The organism is Micromonospora cabrerizensis (genome assembly GCF_022230955.1).
In the GTDB taxonomy this organism is placed as follows: domain Bacteria; phylum Actinomycetota; class Actinomycetes; order Mycobacteriales; family Micromonosporaceae; genus Micromonospora; species Micromonospora cabrerizensis.
On record NZ_JAKKFI010000116.1, the window covers coordinates 1 to 16,369 of the forward strand.

16 protein-coding genes are annotated in these 16,369 nt (G+C 72.5%); 10 read left to right on the top strand and 6 right to left on the bottom strand.

What is annotated here, in order from left to right; genetic code table 11:
• A partial coding sequence (locus LADH09A_RS29385) for an RNA polymerase sigma factor (RefSeq protein ID WP_238648925.1) occupies nucleotides 1-1,524 on the bottom strand: 1,524 nt, incomplete at its 3' end.
• 289 nt (nucleotides 1,525-1,813) lie between these two features.
• Between LADH09A_RS29385 and LADH09A_RS29390 the strand changes: the two genes are divergently transcribed.
• Complete coding sequence (locus LADH09A_RS29390) at nucleotides 1,814-2,635, top strand: inositol monophosphatase family protein (protein ID WP_238648926.1); 822 nt, start codon at nucleotides 1,814-1,816, stop codon at nucleotides 2,633-2,635.
• A gap of 45 nt (nucleotides 2,636-2,680) precedes the next feature.
• Here the strand turns inward: LADH09A_RS29390 and LADH09A_RS29395 are convergent, their stop codons facing one another.
• Nucleotides 2,681-3,196, bottom strand: coding sequence for a LytR C-terminal domain-containing protein (locus LADH09A_RS29395; protein ID WP_238648982.1), 516 nt, complete (start codon nucleotides 3,194-3,196; stop codon nucleotides 2,681-2,683).
• Between the two features lie 433 nt (nucleotides 3,197-3,629).
• Here LADH09A_RS29395 and LADH09A_RS29400 point away from each other — a divergent pair, with 433 nt between their 5' ends.
• Nucleotides 3,630-3,926 carry a DUF4193 domain-containing protein gene (locus LADH09A_RS29400; RefSeq protein ID WP_007075406.1) on the top strand — a complete coding sequence of 99 codons (297 nt, stop codon included), beginning with the start codon at nucleotides 3,630-3,632 and terminating at the stop codon, nucleotides 3,924-3,926.
• A gap of 117 nt (nucleotides 3,927-4,043) precedes the next feature.
• Nucleotides 4,044-4,949: a hypothetical protein gene (locus tag LADH09A_RS29405; RefSeq protein ID WP_238648927.1), complete on the top strand. Its 906-nt coding sequence runs from the start codon at nucleotides 4,044-4,046 to the stop codon at nucleotides 4,947-4,949.
• Nucleotides 4,950-4,968: 19 nt separating this feature from the next.
• Here LADH09A_RS29405 and LADH09A_RS29410 read toward each other — a convergent pair whose 3' ends face one another.
• On the bottom strand, nucleotides 4,969-5,496 hold the full coding sequence (locus LADH09A_RS29410) for a DUF3093 domain-containing protein (protein ID WP_238648928.1): 528 nt from the start codon (nucleotides 5,494-5,496) through the stop codon (nucleotides 4,969-4,971).
• Between the two features lie 90 nt (nucleotides 5,497-5,586).
• Here LADH09A_RS29410 and dut point away from each other — a divergent pair, with 90 nt between their 5' ends.
• From dut to LADH09A_RS29430, 4 genes are all read left to right on the top strand, one after another.
• The gene (gene dut, locus LADH09A_RS29415; protein ID WP_088946808.1) at nucleotides 5,587-6,123 is read left to right on the top strand and encodes a dUTP diphosphatase; all 537 of its coding nucleotides are present in this window, start codon (nucleotides 5,587-5,589) and stop codon (nucleotides 6,121-6,123) included.
• A gap of 25 nt (nucleotides 6,124-6,148) precedes the next feature.
• Nucleotides 6,149-6,811 carry a DUF3710 domain-containing protein gene (locus LADH09A_RS29420; RefSeq protein WP_238648929.1) on the top strand — a complete coding sequence of 221 codons (663 nt, stop codon included), beginning with the start codon at nucleotides 6,149-6,151 and terminating at the stop codon, nucleotides 6,809-6,811.
• A gap of 114 nt (nucleotides 6,812-6,925) precedes the next feature.
• Nucleotides 6,926-7,306 (top strand): OB-fold nucleic acid binding domain-containing protein, encoded by a 381-nt coding sequence (locus tag LADH09A_RS29425; protein ID WP_179782700.1) that lies wholly within the window; start codon nucleotides 6,926-6,928, stop codon nucleotides 7,304-7,306.
• A 25-nt stretch (nucleotides 7,307-7,331) separates the two neighbouring features.
• Nucleotides 7,332-8,015 (top strand): DUF3159 domain-containing protein, encoded by a 684-nt coding sequence (locus LADH09A_RS29430; RefSeq protein ID WP_238648930.1) that lies wholly within the window; start codon nucleotides 7,332-7,334, stop codon nucleotides 8,013-8,015.
• Nucleotides 8,016-8,036: 21 nt separating this feature from the next.
• Here the strand turns inward: LADH09A_RS29430 and LADH09A_RS29435 are convergent, their stop codons facing one another.
• On the bottom strand, nucleotides 8,037-8,726 hold the full coding sequence (locus LADH09A_RS29435; RefSeq protein ID WP_088946811.1) for a potassium channel family protein: 690 nt from the start codon (nucleotides 8,724-8,726) through the stop codon (nucleotides 8,037-8,039).
• A 3-nt stretch (nucleotides 8,727-8,729) separates the two neighbouring features.
• On the bottom strand, nucleotides 8,730-9,395 hold the full coding sequence (locus tag LADH09A_RS29440) for a potassium channel family protein (RefSeq protein WP_238648931.1): 666 nt from the start codon (nucleotides 9,393-9,395) through the stop codon (nucleotides 8,730-8,732).
• 163 nt (nucleotides 9,396-9,558) lie between these two features.
• Here LADH09A_RS29440 and LADH09A_RS29445 point away from each other — a divergent pair, with 163 nt between their 5' ends.
• From LADH09A_RS29445 to dxs, 3 genes are all read left to right on the top strand, one after another.
• Nucleotides 9,559-11,646, top strand: a complete 2,088-nt coding sequence (locus LADH09A_RS29445; RefSeq protein WP_238648932.1) for an APC family permease — start codon at nucleotides 9,559-9,561, stop codon at nucleotides 11,644-11,646.
• Nucleotides 11,647-11,677: 31 nt separating this feature from the next.
• Nucleotides 11,678-12,910 (top strand): class I SAM-dependent RNA methyltransferase, encoded by a 1,233-nt coding sequence (locus tag LADH09A_RS29450; protein ID WP_238648983.1) that lies wholly within the window; start codon nucleotides 11,678-11,680, stop codon nucleotides 12,908-12,910.
• Between the two features lie 128 nt (nucleotides 12,911-13,038).
• Nucleotides 13,039-14,985, top strand: a complete 1,947-nt coding sequence (gene dxs / locus LADH09A_RS29455) for a 1-deoxy-D-xylulose-5-phosphate synthase (RefSeq protein ID WP_238648933.1) — start codon at nucleotides 13,039-13,041, stop codon at nucleotides 14,983-14,985.
• A 67-nt stretch (nucleotides 14,986-15,052) separates the two neighbouring features.
• Here the strand turns inward: dxs and LADH09A_RS29460 are convergent, their stop codons facing one another.
• Nucleotides 15,053-16,249, bottom strand: a complete 1,197-nt coding sequence (locus tag LADH09A_RS29460; protein WP_372492376.1) for a hypothetical protein — start codon at nucleotides 16,247-16,249, stop codon at nucleotides 15,053-15,055.
• Nucleotides 16,250-16,369 lie beyond the last annotated feature (120 nt).

The following is a 16,369-nucleotide window of genomic DNA, read 5'->3' on the forward strand; positions in this document are numbered from 1 at the left end:
CTCGATCTGCCGGATCCGCTCCCGGGTCACCCCGTAGACCTGGCCGATCTCGTCCAGAGTCCGCGGCTGGCCGTCGGTCAGGCCGAAGCGCAGGCGTACCACACCCGCCTCACGCTCGGAAAGCGTCTGGAGCACCTGCTGGAGCTGGTCCTGCAGGAGCGAGAACGAAACCGCGTCCACCGCGACCACGGCCTCGGAGTCTTCGATGAAGTCACCGAGCTGGCTGTCGCCCTCGTCGCCGATGGTCTGGTCCAGAGAGATGGGCTCCCGAGCGTACTGCTGGATTTCCAGCACCTTTTCGGGTGTGATGTCCATCTCCTTGGCCAGCTCCTCCGGAGTGGGCTCGCGGCCCAGGTCCTGGAGCAGCTCACGCTGTATGCGGCCAAGCTTGTTGATGACCTCGACCATGTGCACCGGGATGCGGATGGTGCGGGCCTGGTCGGCCATCGCGCGGGTGATCGCCTGCCGGATCCACCAGGTGGCGTACGTGGAGAACTTGTAGCCCTTGGTGTAGTCGAACTTCTCCACCGCGCGGATCAGGCCGAGGTTGCCCTCCTGGATCAGGTCGAGGAAGGCCATGCCACGACCCGTGTACCTCTTGGCCAGCGACACCACCAGTCGGAGGTTCGCCTCCAGGAGGTGGTTCTTGGCCCGCTCGCCGTCACGGGAGATCCAGCCCAGGTCACGGACCATGTCCCGGACGAGCTTCTCCTCGCCCTCGTCGGCCGCGCGCAGCCGCTCGGCGGCGTAGAGCCCGGCCTCGATGCGCTTGGCCAGCTCCACCTCCTGCTCGGCGTTGAGCAGCGGAACCTTGCCGATCTGCTTCAGGTACGCGCGGACCGAGTCGGCGGAGGCGGTCAGCTCGGCGTCCCGCCGGGCCTGCTTGAGAGCCTCGGACTCCTCGTCGTCCCACTCGAAGTCGTTGTCGGTCGCCGAGGCGGCGGCGTCGGTCTCGGCGGCCTGGGCCAGCTCGGCCGGCTCCTCGACCACCACGTCCTCGATGGCGGCGGCCAGCTCCTCCGGGTCGATCTCGCCCTCGGCGCCCTCGCCCTTGGCCTTGGTGCCGGCCTTGGCGCCAGCGGCGGCGACCGTCGCCTTGGTGGCCCGGGTCGACTTGGTGGCCTTCGCCGTCGTGGCAGCGCCCTCGGCGGAGGTGGCCTTGCGGGCGGCCACCTTGCGCGGGGCCGGCGCGGACGGCGCGTCGTCGGAGGCGGGCGCCTGCTTCGGGGCGGGCGCGGCAGCCTTCTTGGTGGTCTTGGCGGTGGTGGCCCGGGACGCCGGCGTGGTCGAACGGGCCGCGGCGACGCGTCGGCGAGTGCTCGCCGAGCCGTCGACCACCACGGTCACTCCCGCCTCGGAGAGCGCCCGCAGAATCTTCTTGGCCTGGGCCGGAGTCACCTCGGCGGACTCGACGGTGCGCGCGAGCTGGGCCGACGTGAGCTGGCCACCGGCGCTCTGCGCGTGGGCGATCAGGGTGTCGGTGAGCGAGCGAACGTCGGCGCCGGTCTGGCGGGGTTCTGTCACGAATGACCTTCCGGAGGCGAAGAGCGGGCACGGCCGGGTTGTCCGGCACAGCGTGGGGCAACCGGGCCGGGCAATGTGGTTGAGGGACCCGCGTGTCCCGGACCGGCCGGTGTTCGGCGGTCCGTGGCGCGTGGGCAGGGGTGAATTGTAACGCCGTCTGCCGCGATCTTCCTGCGCCGCACTGCTTAACGGCGGTGGGACCGCCGATTCGGCGCTGATGTGGACTTTGTAAGGATGATACTCGCGCGGGGCGTGGAACGCCCCGGTCGCGTGGGAAGGGGACGTTGGGATGGACCGTTCGGCGCCGTCACCTCGGGAACTCTTGGCGGTCGCGCTCGGCGTCGCACGGGATGCGGCGGCCACCGCGTACCGGATGCGGGTCGAGGGTGTCTCGGTGGCTGCGACCAAGAGTACGGTCACCGACGTGGTCACCGCCGCCGACCGGGCGGTCGAGCGGCAGGTGCTCGACGCGCTGAGGCAGTTGCGGCCGGACGACGCGGTGCTTGGCGAGGAATATGGCATCCGGGACACCGGGCCGGTCGCGCCGGGTGGGGTGCGCTGGATCATCGACCCGATCGACGGCACCGTCAACTACCTCTACGGGCTGCCGTACAGCGCGGTGTCGCTGGCCGCCGAGGTCGACGGGGTGGTGGTCGCCGGCGTGGTGCGCAACGTGAGCACCGGCGAGGAGTGGACGGCCACGGTCGGCGGCGGGGCCTGGCGCGACGGTGTGCGGTTGCGCTGCTCCGGCGAGACGGACCTGGGGCAGGCGCTGGTCGGCACCGGCTTCGGCTACGACGCCGGGCGTCGCGCGCACCAGGCCCAGGTGGTGGCCGGTCTTATCGCACACGTCCGGGACATCCGGCGGCTCGGTGCCGCCGCGCTGGATCTCTGCCTGGTCGCGGAGGGCCGGCTCGACGCGTACTTCGAGAAGGGCCTCGCGGCCTGGGACCTGGCGGCCGGCGGTCTGGTGGCCGCCGAGGCGGGGGTGTGCGTCGCCGGCCTGGCCGGTGGGCCGCCGGGGCCCGACCTGGTGGTCGCGGCCCCGCCCGCGCTCTTCGGGCCGCTGCACGACCGGCTGGCCGGGCTGGACGCCGCCGGCGGGCCCTGAGCGACCGGGCCGGCGGCTGAGCGACCGGTCAGAGCGCTCAGGCGGTCACTTGGCGACCGGGGACGGGCAGGAGCCCTTGGGTGCCTGTGGCGCGCCGATGTCACCGAGGGACTGGTTGACCTCGGTCGTGGTGGCGAGCTGCTGGAAGCCGTTGCCCAGGACCACGTCCACGACGTCGTCGGTGCGCTTCGGGTCGTAGCCCGGCTCGGCGTTGTTGAGGAAGTACGCCTGCAGCAGGTGCGCGGAGCCGACGCCCTTCGGGCCGTACCGCAGCACCGCCACGTCGTCGATCCCCTTGCGCTCGTTGCCGACCTTCTTGACCTGGAACTTGCGGTTGCGGAAGTCGTCCGCGACGCTGCCGGCCCGACCGGCCTCGTCGGTCGCGTTGAACACGTTGATCTTGACGTCCTTGGGCTCGTGCAGTGTCACGTCGGCCAGCGGCCAACCCTCCGGGCAGCCCTCGGCCGTGCCCGCCTTTCCCTGGCTGTCCCGGATGATCGCGGTGACCACGAACGCCAGGGCCAGCACCCCGAGCAGGCCGACGACGACGAGTGCTCGCACTCGCGCAAAACTCATCTGGGCACTCCCGGGACCTCAGGTGGGTGGCGGCAGCCGGCGACGATCAGACTGGCCGCCGGCCGTCGAATACGCCGCTGAGGTTAACGGTTGTCCGGCCGTCGCGTGGAAACAGCCCGACATGCCGGCGCGCCGACCGCGAACCGGGTACTACTACCCCTATCTTCGTGTCGCCTGAATCACATTGGGAACAACTTCGCGTGCGGGGGCGTACATCTCAGCCGCAAGGGCGGTATACATGCCTCGCCCAAGGGGGGGTAAGGTTCCGCGCTCGCAGGGGAGTCGCCCCGGCGAGCTCGACCCGTTCGGTCCTCGGGTCGGGTGCCCGACACAAGTGGTGGCCGGCCAGCGGAACCGAAACAGCGTCGTCCGGCGTTACAACCGGAAGCGACAACATCGATATGGGAGAGTGAAACCGATGGCCACCGACTACGACGCACCGCGTCGCGACGAGGTCGACCTCGGCGAGGACAGCCTGGAAGAGCTCAAGGCACGGCGCGTCGACTCACAGTCGGGCGCGGTGGACGTCGACGAGGCCGAGGTGGCCGAGAGCTTCGAGCTGCCCGGTGCCGATCTGGCCGACGAGGAGCTCACGGTCAAGGTGCTTCCGATGCAGCAGGACGAGTTCCGGTGCGCCCGCTGCTTCCTGGTCCACCACCGTAGCCAGCTGGCGGTCGAGCGTAACGGCGAGTTGATCTGTCGCGAGTGCGTCTGACAACCACGACACCGGCGGCGGCCTCCTGAACGGGGCCGCCGCTAGCCGGTGTAGGCATGCGGCACCGGTGGGTACCTGCTTGACTCGTAGCGGGTAGCCACAGCACCGGGAGGTCCGATGAGCGATCGAGGCGGCACCACCGACGGCGGTACGGGCAACCTCGATGCCACCAGTGGCACGGACGACCTCGGTGCCGCTGCTGGCACGGACGACCTGGGCGCCACTGCTGGCACGGACGACCTGGGCGCCACTGCTGGCACGGACGACCTGGGCGCCACCGTCGCGGCGTTGACCGCGGACGACATCGCTCCGGCCCGTCGCCGTCAACTGCTGACCCGGATGGTCGGGCAGGCCCGCGCCCGGGGCATCTCCGACCTGTTCAAGCCCCGTGCCGCCGTGCGCTGGATGGTCGACGCCGTCGCCGAGGTCGCCCCGCACATCCCGGTACGGGACCTGGAAACCCTGCGTCGGCACTTCCCCGGCCTGGACGATGCCGCCCTGGCCGACCGGCTCATCCGCAACGCGTCCCGGACCACCGCCGCGATCGGCGCGGCCGGCGGGGGAGTCGCCGCCGTCGAGTGGACGGTCGCCCCGACCCTGCTCTCCGCGCCGGTGCTGCTCGCCGCCGAGACCGTCGCCGTGGTGTCGGTGGAGCTGAAGCTGGTCGGTGAGCTGCACGAGGTCCACGGCGTGGCGCTGCCGGAGGGCGGCAGCCAACGGGCGGTCGCCCTGGTGCACTCCTGGGCCACCCAGCGGGGGGTCAACCCGATGGTGCCCGGCGTGGGGGTGGGCGCGGTGCTCGGCACCGCGGCCCGCAAGGAACTGCGGGACATGCTGCTGCGGCGTTTCGGTCGCAACCTCACCACGCTCGGGCCGTTCCTGACCGGAGCGGCGGTGGCCAGCTTCCTCAACCGCCGGGCCACCCAGCAGATGGCCGAACAGCTTCAGGTGGACCTGCGTCGGCGGGGCATCGCCCGGCCCGCGCCACCGGCAGCCCTGCCCGGCCCGCCCACCGGCACCTGAGCGGGTCAACGGCGTCGGGTCAGCCCTGCTCGCCCGTGGTGGGACGGGAGAGCGTCAGAGCGTCCCTCGCGGCCAGCACCGCCTCGGCCAGCTCGACCGGGTGCCGCGTGCTCACCACCCAGAACGGGGTGGGGTCGGCCGGGTCGTCGAGCACCACCTGCACGGCGCCGCCGATCCACGGCCGCTGCACCACGAAGGCGAGCGGGTCCGCGCCGACCCCGAGCACCTCACGGCGGCCGGCCACGTCCAGGGGCACCACGTCGGCCACGAATCGCACCGGCAGGCGGGCGTCGTCCACCCGCAGCTCGGAGTCGGCGACCCCGACCCGGATCCGGCCCAGCCACCACAGCCCTGCCGCGGTGAGGGGCAGCAGCACGACGAACGGCAGCCAGGCCCGCACGCCGTCGGCGCCCATCCAGATCTCGACGGCCAGCAGCGCGGCGGCCACCAGCCCGGCCAACCACAGCCACCAGGGCAGATCCAGCCGTTCGGCGTACGCCGGGCGGGCGTCGACCGGCGGCTGATCGGCGGACGGAGAGGGCGACATGCTCACTCCTGCGAGGGTACGGCGCACGGCGGCTCGGCGAACCGGCAGGATGGCAGGGTCACCCCGAGAACCGGACGGAAGAGGGGACCCGTGACAGACGTCGTACCCGTGCCCGTGCAGCTGCTCGACTCCGAGCTGCCGTTGCCCACGTACGCCCATCCCGGCGACGCCGGGGCCGACCTGGTGGCGGCCGCGGACGTGGAACTGCCGCCCGGTGGCCGCGCCCTGGTGCCCACCGGCGTGGCCATCGCGCTGCCGGAGGGGTACGTGGGTCTGGTCCACCCCCGTTCCGGTCTGGCGGCCAGGCTCGGCGTGACGGTGCTCAACGCTCCCGGTACGGTCGACGCCGGCTACCGGGGTGAGATCCTGGTCAACCTGATCAACCATGATCGGGATGTGCCGGCGAAGATCTCCCGCGGCGACCGGATCGCGCAGCTCGTGGTCCAGCAGGTCGCACGGGCGCGGTTCGAGCCGGTGGTCGAGCTGCCCACGTCCCGGCGTGGGGTCGGCGGGCACGGGTCGACCGGCGGGCACGCCGGGCTGGTGCCGTCGCCGACGGGCCAGGACCGGGTCGAGCGGCGGCCAGACGAGCCGGGCCGCGGGCAGACGGAAGAGGTGGCAGGGTGAGTGTGAACAGCGGAGGGCAGGCGCAGTGATCTTCTCCCGAAAGCGGGCCGACGCCGAGCGGCAGACCCGTGACGAGCGGGCCGTCCAGGTCCCGGACCAGGGCGATGCGGCGCCGACGTTGGAGCGCGGCCCGTACGACATCTCCGAGAGCTACGACGACGTGCAGCGACTCGACCTGGGCAGCCTGCACATCCCGGCGATCGCCGACGTCGAGGTGCGGGTGCAGGCCGACCCGCAGGGTGTGATCCAGCAGGTGGTGCTGGTGCACGGCGACAACGCGCTCCAGCTGGGCGTCTTCGCCGCCCCCCGCTCGGAGGGGATCTGGGGCGAGGTGCGCGAGGAGATCCGGCAGTCGCTGCTGCGCGACGGCGCGAGCGCGCAGGAGGTCGACGGCGAGTACGGCCCGGAGCTGCACGCCCAGGTGAACACCCCGGACGGCCCGACGAACCTGCGGTTCGTGGGCATCGACGGGCCGCGCTGGATGGTCCGCGGCGTGTTCCAGGGGCCGGTGGCCACCAACCCGGCCGTGGCCGGGCCGCTGGTGGAGTGCCTGGACGGCCTGGTGGTCGACCGTGGCCAGGAGGCCAAGCCGGTCCGTGAGCCGCTGCCGCTGCGGCTGCCCCGCGAGATCGCCGACCAGGGCGACGCCGAGGCGGGCGACGCCGCCGCCGAGCCGCGCCAGGTCTGACCCGCGCGCACCGGCCCGCCGGAACCAGCCCCGTCGGCGTACGCTGGCGGCACGGTTCCGGCGCCGCCGGTGCCGGCCGGGGACGGCGAGCGTGGAGAGGGTGACGCGGAGGTCATGACGACCGACGAGGGCCGGGTGTCGCTGCGGCGCATCCTGCAACGGTTCACCGCCAGCGAGGCCGAGATCGACGCGCAGGAGCTGCGGCGGGAGAGCGCCGAGTGCGGCGGGATCCCGGCCCAGCAGTGCTCCCGGGGTCAGCTGGTGTCGGTCGCCGGTCGGCTGCGCACGGTGGTCTACACGCCGCGCACCAACCTGCCCACCCTGGAGGCCGACCTGTACGACGGCAGCGACGTGGTCACCCTGGTCTGGTTGGGTCGACGGCACATCGCCGGGATCGAGCCGGGCCGGCACCTGACCGCTCGTGGCCGGGTGGCGGTGCGCGACGAGCGCAAGGTCATCTACAACCCCTACTACGAGCTGGACTCGCCGAAGTGACGGCGTTGCGGACGGAAGGCCGGCGATGACGACGGGACAGCACCGGGCGGCGCAGCCGGAGACCGGCCCTCCGGACGAGGAGCCGCTGCCCACGATCGCCGAGCAGATGGCCGACCAGCTCGGCGGCTGGCGGGGTCTGGTCGAGTCGAGCATTCCGGTCGTGGTCTTCGTGCTGGCCAACATCATCGGCGAGCTGCGACCGGCGGTGATCGCCTCGGTCTCCGTCGCGCTGCTGATCGCCGGGCTGCGGCTGGCCCAGCGCCGGCCGATCCGACATGCCATCAACGGGCTGTTCGGTGTCGGTGTCGGCGCTGCCATCGCCTGGCGCACCGGCGACGAGCGCGATTTCTACCTTCCCGGCATCCTCTACGGCATCGGGTACGGCGTCGCCCTGCTGGTCTCGGCGGCGATCCGGCAGCCGCTGGTGGGCTGGATCTGGTCGGTGCTGGTCGCCAAGGGCCGCTCGGACTGGCGCACCGACCCGAAGCTGGTGCGCACCTTCACCCAGCTCACCGTGCTCTGGGGCGTGGTCTGGCTGGCCAAGGTGGGCGTGCAGGCCGGGCTCTACCTGGCCCACCAGGACACCTTGCTGGGCGTGGCCCGGCTGGCGCTGGGCTACCCGCCGTACGCGCTGCTGCTGCTGATCACGGTCTGGACGGTGCGCCGGGTCACCCGGGAGTCGTCGCCGACCCCGCTGCCCGGCGCCTGACCGACCGCGCCGGCCGTCGGCTCAGCGTGAGCCGCGGGTCCGCTCGACGCTGTCCGGCCCGAGGATCACCGCGCGGACCTGGTCCTCCACCTCGGCCGTGCAGACGAAGATCAGCTCGTCGCCGGCCTCGATCGGGTCGTCCGGGCTGGGCACCAGGACCCGCTTGCCGCGCAGGATCGCCACCAGCGCGGAGTCGCGGGGCAGCGGCACGGCGTGAATCGGCTGACCGACGTAGGGCGCGGTCGGCGGCAGGGTGATCTCGACCAGGTTCGCCTCACCCTGGCGGAAGGTCATGAGCCGGACCAGGTCGCCGACGGTGACCGCCTCCTCGACCAGCGCGGCCATCACCCGCGGCTTGCTCACCGCGACGTCGACGCCCCACTGCTCGGTGAACAGCCACTCGTTCTCGGCCCGGTTGACCCGGGCCACCACCCGTGGCACCGCGAACTCGGTCTTGGCCAGCAGCGACAGCACCAGGTTGGTCTTGTCGTCGCCGGTCGCCGCGACCACCACGTCGCACCCGGCGATGTTGGCCTCCTCCAGGCTGGCCACCTCGCACGCGTCGGCCAGCACCCACTCGGCCGCCGGCACCCGGTCCGGGCGCAGCATCTTGGGTTGGCGCTCGATCAGCATCACCTGGTGGCCGTTGTCGATCAGCTCCTGGGCGATCGAGCGGCCCACGTTGCCCGCGCCCGCGATGGCGACCCGCATGGCTCAGTGCCCCCCTTCCGGCGGCGCCGCCGCCACCGACGTGACCGTCGCCACGATGTCATCGCTGACCAGCATGAACACCTGGTCACCCTCCTGTACGACGGTGGAGCCGGTGGGCAGCGTGCCGATGCCGAAGCGGATCAGGTAGGCCACCCGGGCGCCGGACGCCTCCTCCAGGGTGCGCACCGACCGGCCGATCCAGTCCTTGTGGATCGGCACCTCGACGATCGACACGGTGCTCGTCGGGTCGCGGAAGATCTCCACGTTGCCCTCCGGCACCAGGTGCCGCAGCATCCGGTCGGCCGTCCAGCGCACGGTGGCGACGGTGGGGATGCCCAGCCGCTCGTAGACCTGCGCGCGGCGCTGGTCGTAGATGCGGGCGGCGACCCGGGACACGCCGAACGTCTCGCGGGCCAACCGCGCCGAGATTATGTTGGAGTTGTCGCCGCTCGACACCGCCGCGAAGGCGTCCGCGCGCTCGATGCCGGCCTGTCGGAGAACCTCGCCGTCGAAGCCGGCCCCGGTCACCGTGATCCCGGCGAAGTCGGGGCCGAGCCGGCGGAACGCGTCGGCGTCCTGGTCGATCACCGCCACCGAGTGCCCTCGGGACTCCAGGCTGTGGGCGAGGGTCGACCCGACCCGGCCACATCCCATGATCACGACGTGCACGCTGTCCCTCCCAAGGTGCGTACCGCCCCCGCTTCCGGTGGCCTCCGAGTGCGAGCCTGCCACGTCCCGGTGGGAAGCGGGGACCGACCGTACCCCGTCGTCGTGAGCAGCGGTGATCGCCCACCCCCGCGCCCCCGCCGTGGTGGTCGTACCCTTGGCGTTCGTGGCCAGTCCCACCTCGCTGCTGAAGCGGCTCCTCCTCGGTCGACCGTTCCGGTCCGACCGGCTTCAGCACACCCTCCTGCCGAAGCGCATCGCGCTGCCCGTGTTCGCCTCCGACGCGCTGTCCAGCGTCGCGTACGCGCCCGACGAGATCCTGCTCACCCTCTCCATCGCCGGCGCCTCGGCGTTCCTGTTCTCCCCGTGGATCGCGCTGGCCGTGGTCGTGGTGATGCTCACCGTGGTGGCCAGCTACCGGCAGAACGTGCACGCCTACCCCTCCGGCGGCGGCGACTACGAGGTGGCCACGGTCAACCTGGGCCCGAAGTTCGGCGTCGGGGTGGCCAGCGCGCTGCTGGTCGACTACGTGCTCACGGTGGCGGTGTCGGTCTCCTCCGGGGTGGCCAACCTCGGCTCGGTGGTGCCGTTCGTGGCCACCCACAAGGTCCTGATCGCGGTGATCGCGGTGGTGGTGCTGACCGCGGTCAACCTGCGCGGGCTACGCGAGTCGGGCACGGCGTTCGCCATCCCCACCTACGGTTTCGTGATCGTGATGCTCGGGATGCTGCTCACCGGGCTGTTCCGGGTGTTCGTGCTGGGCGACGACCTCCGTGCCCCGAGCGCCGACCTGGTGATCCAGGCCGAGCACAGCGTGACCGGGTTCGCGTTGGTCTTCCTGCTGCTGCGGACGTTCAGTTCGGGCGCCGCCGCGCTCACCGGCGTGGAGGCGATCTCCAACGGTGTGCCGGCGTTCAAGGCGCCGAAGAGCCGCAACGCCGCCACCACCCTGCTGCTGCTCGGCACCATCTCGGTGAGCATGCTGGTCGGGATCATCTGGCTGGCCCGGCTGACCCACCTTCAGTTCGTCGAGGACCCGAAGCTCCAGATCGTCTCCGGCCCCGAGGGGTACGTGCAGAAGACGGTCACCACCCAGCTCGGCGAGACGGTCTTCGGTTCCGGGTCGATCCTGCTCTACGTGCTGGCCGGGGTGACCGCCCTGATCCTGTTCCTGGCCGCGAACACCGCGTTCAACGGTTTCCCGGTGCTCGGCTCGATCCTCGCGCAGGACCGCTACCTGCCCCGTCAGTTCCACACCCGGGGCGACCGGTTGGCGTTCTCCAACGGCATCACCTTCCTGGCCCTCTTCGCGATCGTGCTGATCGTCGGTTTCCAGGCCGAGGTGACGAAGCTGATCCAGCTCTACATCGTCGGGGTCTTCGTCTCGTTCACCGTCTCCCAGGTCGGCATGATCCGGCACTGGAACCGGCACCTGCGCACCGAGCGGGACCCGGAGGCGCGTCGCCGGATGGTCCGCTCCCGGGCGATCAACACGTTCGGCGCGGGCCTGACCGGCGCGGTGCTGGTGATCGTCCTGGTTACCAAGTTCCTGCTCGGCGCCTGGATCGCGATCGCCGCGATGGCGGTGATCTACGCGCTGATGCTGGCCATCCGCCGGCACTACGACCGGATCGCCGTCGAGCTGACCCCGCCGGACGAGGGCCGGGCCACGCTGCCCGCCCGTAACCACGCGATCGTGCTGGTCAGCAAGCTGCACCAGCCGACACTGCGGGCCATCGCCTACGCCCGGGCCACCCGGCCGGACACGCTGACCGCCGTGACCGTCAACGTGGACGACAAGGACACCCGGGATCTGCAGGCCGACTGGGAGCGGCGGGAGATGGCCATCCCGCTCACCGTGATCGACTCGCCGTACCGGGAGATCACCCGGCCGATCCTGGACTTCGTCGCCTCCACCCGCCGCAAGTCACCCCGCGACGTGGTCACCGTCTTCATCCCGGAGTACGTGGTCGGCCGCTGGTGGGAGAACCTGCTGCACAACCAGAGCGCCCTGCGTCTCAAGGGCCGGCTGCTCTTCGAACCGGGGGTGATGGTGGTCAGCGTGCCGTGGCAGCTCGCGTCGACGGCGAGCAAGAACCTGGACCGGCTGGACGCCACGCTGTCCCGGACACCGGCGCGGGGGCCGCGCGGCAACCTGCCGCCGGTGGTCTCCATCCCGCCGGTGGTCACCACCCCGCCGCCGGGCGAGGGCGGCCCGGCGGACCGCGCTACGGAAGGGAACGGCCGTGACTGAGTCGGGCGGGCAGCGAACCGCGACAACCCCGGTGCCACCGGCACCCGAGCGTGGGCTGGCGGAGGCGGAACGGGTCGAGCTGACCGTCGACGCGGTCGCCCCCGGCGGGCACTGCGTGGCACGGGTGGACGGACAGGTGGTCTTCGTCCGGCACGCGCTGCCCGGTGAACGGGTCGTCGCCGAGGTCACCGAGGTGCACCGGGGGTTCGTCCGGGCCGACGCGGTGACCGTGCTGGACCCGTCGCCGGACCGGGTCGAGCCGCCCTGCCCGTACGCCCGACCCGGCGCGTGCGGTGGCTGCGACCTGCAACACGTCGCCCCGGCCGCGCAGCTGGCCTGGAAGACCGCCGTGGTCCGCGAGCAGCTGATCCGCCTCGGCGGGCTGACCGACGCCGAGCTGGACCAGCTCGGCGTCCGGGTCGAGGCGCTGCCCGGCGGCCTGCTCGGCTGGCGCTCCCGGGTCCGGTACGCCGTGGACGGCGCGGACCGGGCCGGTCTGCTCAAGCACCGGTCGCACGAGGTGGTGCCCATCGACCGCTGCCGGATCGCCCACCCGGCCATCCAGCAGCTGCCGGTGCTCGCCGAGCGCTGGCCGGCCGCCGAGGCGGTGGAGACGATCGCCAGCACCGGCGGGGACGTGACCGTCACGGAGATCCGCGACGGGGTGCCCACCCCGGTGAGCGGGCCGGCCGAGGTCCGCGAGGTGGCCGCCGGACGGGACTGGACGCTGCCCTCGTCCGCGTTCTGGCAGGTGCACCCGGCCGCCGCGGACACCCTCTGCGCGGCGGTGTTGGACCTCCTGGACCCCCAGCCGGGCGAGACCGCGTGGGACCTCTACGGCGGCGCTGGGCTGTTCGCCGCCGCCCTCGCCGGCCGGGTCGGCGAAGCCCGCATCACCCTGGTCGAATCGAGCCGGGACGGGGTGGACGCGGCCCGGGCCAACCTGGCCGACCTGCCCCGGGTCGAGGTGGTCGCCGCCCGGGTCGAGACCGCGCTCACCCGCCGACGGATCACCGGCCCGGTCGACGTGGTGGTGCTCGACCCGCCGCGCTCCGGCGCGGGCGCCCAGGTGGTGCGCGACATCGTCGCCGCCGGCCCGCGAGCGGTCGCGTACGTGGCCTGTGACCCGGCGGCCTTCGCCCGGGACGTCCGCACCTTCACCGACCTCGGTTGGCGGCTGGCGGCGCTGCGGGGCTTCGACCTGTTCCCGATGACACAGCACGTCGAGCAGGTGGGGCTGCTGCTCCCGCCGGCCGGGCGTTGACCGCGGACCCTCGTACCCCGGCCCGGCCGCCGCGGATGGTGCTCTGACCAGGCGCTCAGCCGACCCGTACGGCCCGGGCAGCTCGGCCCGGGCTGCGGAGTGCCGGGCGGCCGATAGACTCTCCGGTCATGAGTGTTGAAGAGGACACGGCCAACCACGGCCGGCTGCTGGGGACGGTACGCGGTCCGCAGGACGTCAAGCGGATGTCCGGCGAGGAGCTGGACGTCCTCGCTGCCGAGATCCGGGACTTCCTGATCGCCAAGGTCTCCCGCACCGGCGGGCACGTCGGGCCCAACCTCGGTGTGGTCGAGCTGACGCTGGCCATGCACCGCGTCTTCGACTCGCCCCGCGACCGGCTCCTGTTCGACACCGGCCACCAGGCGTACGTGCACAAGATCCTCACCGGGCGCCAGGCCGGCTTCGACAAGCTCCGCCAGCGTGGTGGCCTCTCCGGCTATCCCAGTCAGGCGGAGAGCGAGCACGACCTCATCGAGAACTCGCACGCCTCCACCGCGCTCTCCTACGCCGATGGCCTGGCCAAGGCGTACGCCCTGCGTGGTGAGGCCCGCAGCGTCGTGGCCGTGGTGGGCGACGGCGCGCTCACCGGTGGCATGTGCTGGGAGGCGCTGAACAACATCGCCACCGCCGGCAACTCCCTCGTGATCGTCGTCAACGACAACGGCCGGTCCTACTCGCCGACCATCGGCGGGCTGGCCGACCACCTCTCCTCGCTGCGGCTCAACCCCGGCTACGAGAAGGTCCTCGACACCGTCAAGGACGCCCTCGGCTCCACGCCGCTGGTCGGCAAGCCGATGTACGAGGTGCTGCACGCGGTCAAGAAGGGCATCAAGGACGCGGTCGCCCCGCAGGCCATGTTCGAGGACCTCGGCATCAAGTACGTGGGCCCGGTGGACGGGCACGACGTGACGGCGGTCGAGGCGGCGCTGCGCGCGGCCAAGAACTTCGGCGGCCCGGTCATCGTGCACGCGGTCACCCGCAAGGGCTACGGCTACCGCCCGGCCGAGGAGGACGAGGCGGACTGCCTGCACGGCCCGAGCAGCGCCTTCGACGTGGAGACCGGCGCGCTGCTGGCCGCCCCGTCGGTGAAGTGGACGCACGTCTTCGCCGACGAGCTGCTGGCCATCGCCGACGAGCGGCCGGACGTGGTGGGCATCACCGCCGCGATGGCCGAGCCGACCGGCATCGCCAAGCTGGCCCGCAAGTACCCCGAGCGGGTGTACGACGTGGGCATCGCCGAGCAGCACGCCGCCACCTCGGCGGCCGGCCTGGCGCTCGGCGGTCTGCACCCGGTGGTCGCGGTCTACGCCACCTTCCTCAACCGCGCCTTCGACCAGGTTCTGCTGGACGTGGCGATGCACAAGCTGCCGGTGACCTTCGTGCTGGACCGGGCGGGCATCACCGGCCCGGACGGCCCCAGCCACTACGGCATCTGGGACATGTCGGTCTTCGGGGTGGTGCCCGGGCTGCGGATCGCCGCCCCCCGCGATGCCGCCACGCTGCGCGAGGAGCTGCGCGAGGCGGTGGCCGTCGACGACGGCCCCACCGTGGTGCGCTTCCCGACCGGCGCGGTCGCCGCGGACCTGCCGGCGCTGCGCCGGGTCGGCCCGGTCGACGTGTTGGCCGAGTCGGCGCGTACCGACGTGCTGCTGGTCGCCGTCGGGTCGTTCGGCCAGCTGGGCATGGAGGTGGCCGCCCGGGTCGCGGAGCAGGGCTACGGCGTCACCGTCGTCGACCCCCGCTGGGTGCGTCCGGTCCCGGCGGAGCTGGTCGACCTCGCCGCCCGCCACCGGCTCGTGGTCAGCGTCGAGGACGGCGTCCGGGTCGGCGGGGTGGGCGACGCGCTCGCCCAGGCGATGCGCGACGCCGACGTCCGGGTGCCGCTCAAGGACCTGGGCGTACCAGCCGAGTGGCACCCGCACGGCACCCGCGCGCAGATCCTGTCGGACCTCGGCCTGACCGCCCAGGACGTGGCGCGCAACGTCACCGGCTGGATCTCCGGCCTGGACGCCACCCCGGACCGCCTCACCCCCAGCGACGCGGCCGCACAGAACTGACGGCAACGACGACGGCGGGCGCCCCCTGGGAAGGGGACGCCCGCCGTCCTCGTGGCCGTGGGCGGGGTCAGTTGGTTGGTTTTATTGAGCGGTAGTGGGTTTTGTCGGTGTTGGCGAGGCTGTAGGTCTGGGAGCGGGACGGGCTGGGGATGACCGCCAGGCCGGGGCGTTCGACCAGCAGGGGAGTGCCCGGTGGGACGGACAGGGAGCTGTCCCGGGTGGCGCGCCAGCTGAGCACCACCAGAGGCTGACCGGGCACCGGCAACTGGTACGCCTGCAACGGGGTGGCCCGGTCGGCGGGCGAGACGACGGGTGCGGTCCCGTCGGCGGGTCGGTAGACCACCGCCGTCATCGCGCCGGCGTCGGTGTCCCAGCTGAGCTGCTGCAACTCGGCTGCCTCGCCACCGCCGAGGGCGACCTCGCCGAGCGAGCGAACGGTGAGCTTCGCCATCGGCCAGGACGTCGGCACCGAGCGCGGCGCGTCCCGGTCGCCGATCCGGCGCGGGATGCTGCCGAACGGGCCCCGATCGCCGGCCAGCACGCAGGTGTCCAGGCCGGTGAGCGCCCTCCGGCCGGTGCCGGACTCGTCGCGGACCAGCGGATAGCGCGGGTCGACGGTGCCGGTGCCCAGGTCGAGCAGCCGGTCCGCGGCCCGCCCACGGGGCAGCGACTCGGTGGTCCGCAGGGTCGCGGTCACGGCGACCGCCGTGCAGGACGGCACGTCGACCGGCGCGCTGAGGCCGTCCGCGACGGTCAGCGTCCGATCCTGCGGCCCGACCAGCGTCTGCACCCGCGCCGACACCAGGTAGCGCCGGCCGGCGGCGGTCTGCACCGGCAGCACGTCGGAGTAGACGAGGTAGCCCGGGTCGGTGTACTCGGTGGCGCGGGTCACCGCGTACCGGTCGCCGTCGCGGGTGAGTTGCAGCAGCCAGGAGGCGCTCTCGCCGGGCACGTCGGCGGCCACGAGTGCCACCGGGGCGCCGTCGACCCGGCCGGAGAAGAGAATGCCGGACGAGGGCAGGTGGGCCCGGTCGTCGGCCGGTGACCGCCACTCGCGAACCGTCCTGGTGACCGCTGCCGTCGCCGTGGTGTCACCCGAGAGGTCGCCCCGGGGCGGCCACACGGCCAACGAGCCGTCCAGGCTGTCGAAACCGACCCGCAGATCCTGCGGCTTCCTCTCGGCCACCGGACCGCAGGCCGTGGCGGCCAGCAGTGCGCTGAGCAGGACGGGAAGCGCCCTGCCGTGCCGACGGCCTGGAGTCACCTGGCCCGCCCCCGATCGCCTCGCCGTCGCTGTCGGAAAGCGCCATAGTACGAGATGTCCGATGCGAGGCCCCAGGTGGCCGCCGCCGTACCCACCACAATGGACGCCACCGGGGCTTTA

Coding starts and splice junctions, on each gene's coding strand:
- LADH09A_RS29390 (WP_238648926.1), top strand. CDS start 1,814: ATGGACCGTTCGGCGCCGTCACCTCGGGAACTCTTGGCGGTCGCGCTC.
- LADH09A_RS29400 (WP_007075406.1), top strand. CDS start 3,630: ATGGCCACCGACTACGACGCACCGCGTCGCGACGAGGTCGACCTCGGC.
- LADH09A_RS29405 (WP_238648927.1), top strand. CDS start 4,044: ATGAGCGATCGAGGCGGCACCACCGACGGCGGTACGGGCAACCTCGAT.
- LADH09A_RS29410 (WP_238648928.1), bottom strand. CDS start 5,496: ATGTCGCCCTCTCCGTCCGCCGATCAGCCGCCGGTCGACGCCCGCCCG.
- LADH09A_RS29425 (WP_179782700.1), top strand. CDS start 6,926: ATGACGACCGACGAGGGCCGGGTGTCGCTGCGGCGCATCCTGCAACGG.
- LADH09A_RS29430 (WP_238648930.1), top strand. CDS start 7,332: ATGACGACGGGACAGCACCGGGCGGCGCAGCCGGAGACCGGCCCTCCG.
- LADH09A_RS29435 (WP_088946811.1), bottom strand. CDS start 8,726: ATGCGGGTCGCCATCGCGGGCGCGGGCAACGTGGGCCGCTCGATCGCC.
- dxs (WP_238648933.1), top strand. CDS start 13,039: ATGAGTGTTGAAGAGGACACGGCCAACCACGGCCGGCTGCTGGGGACG.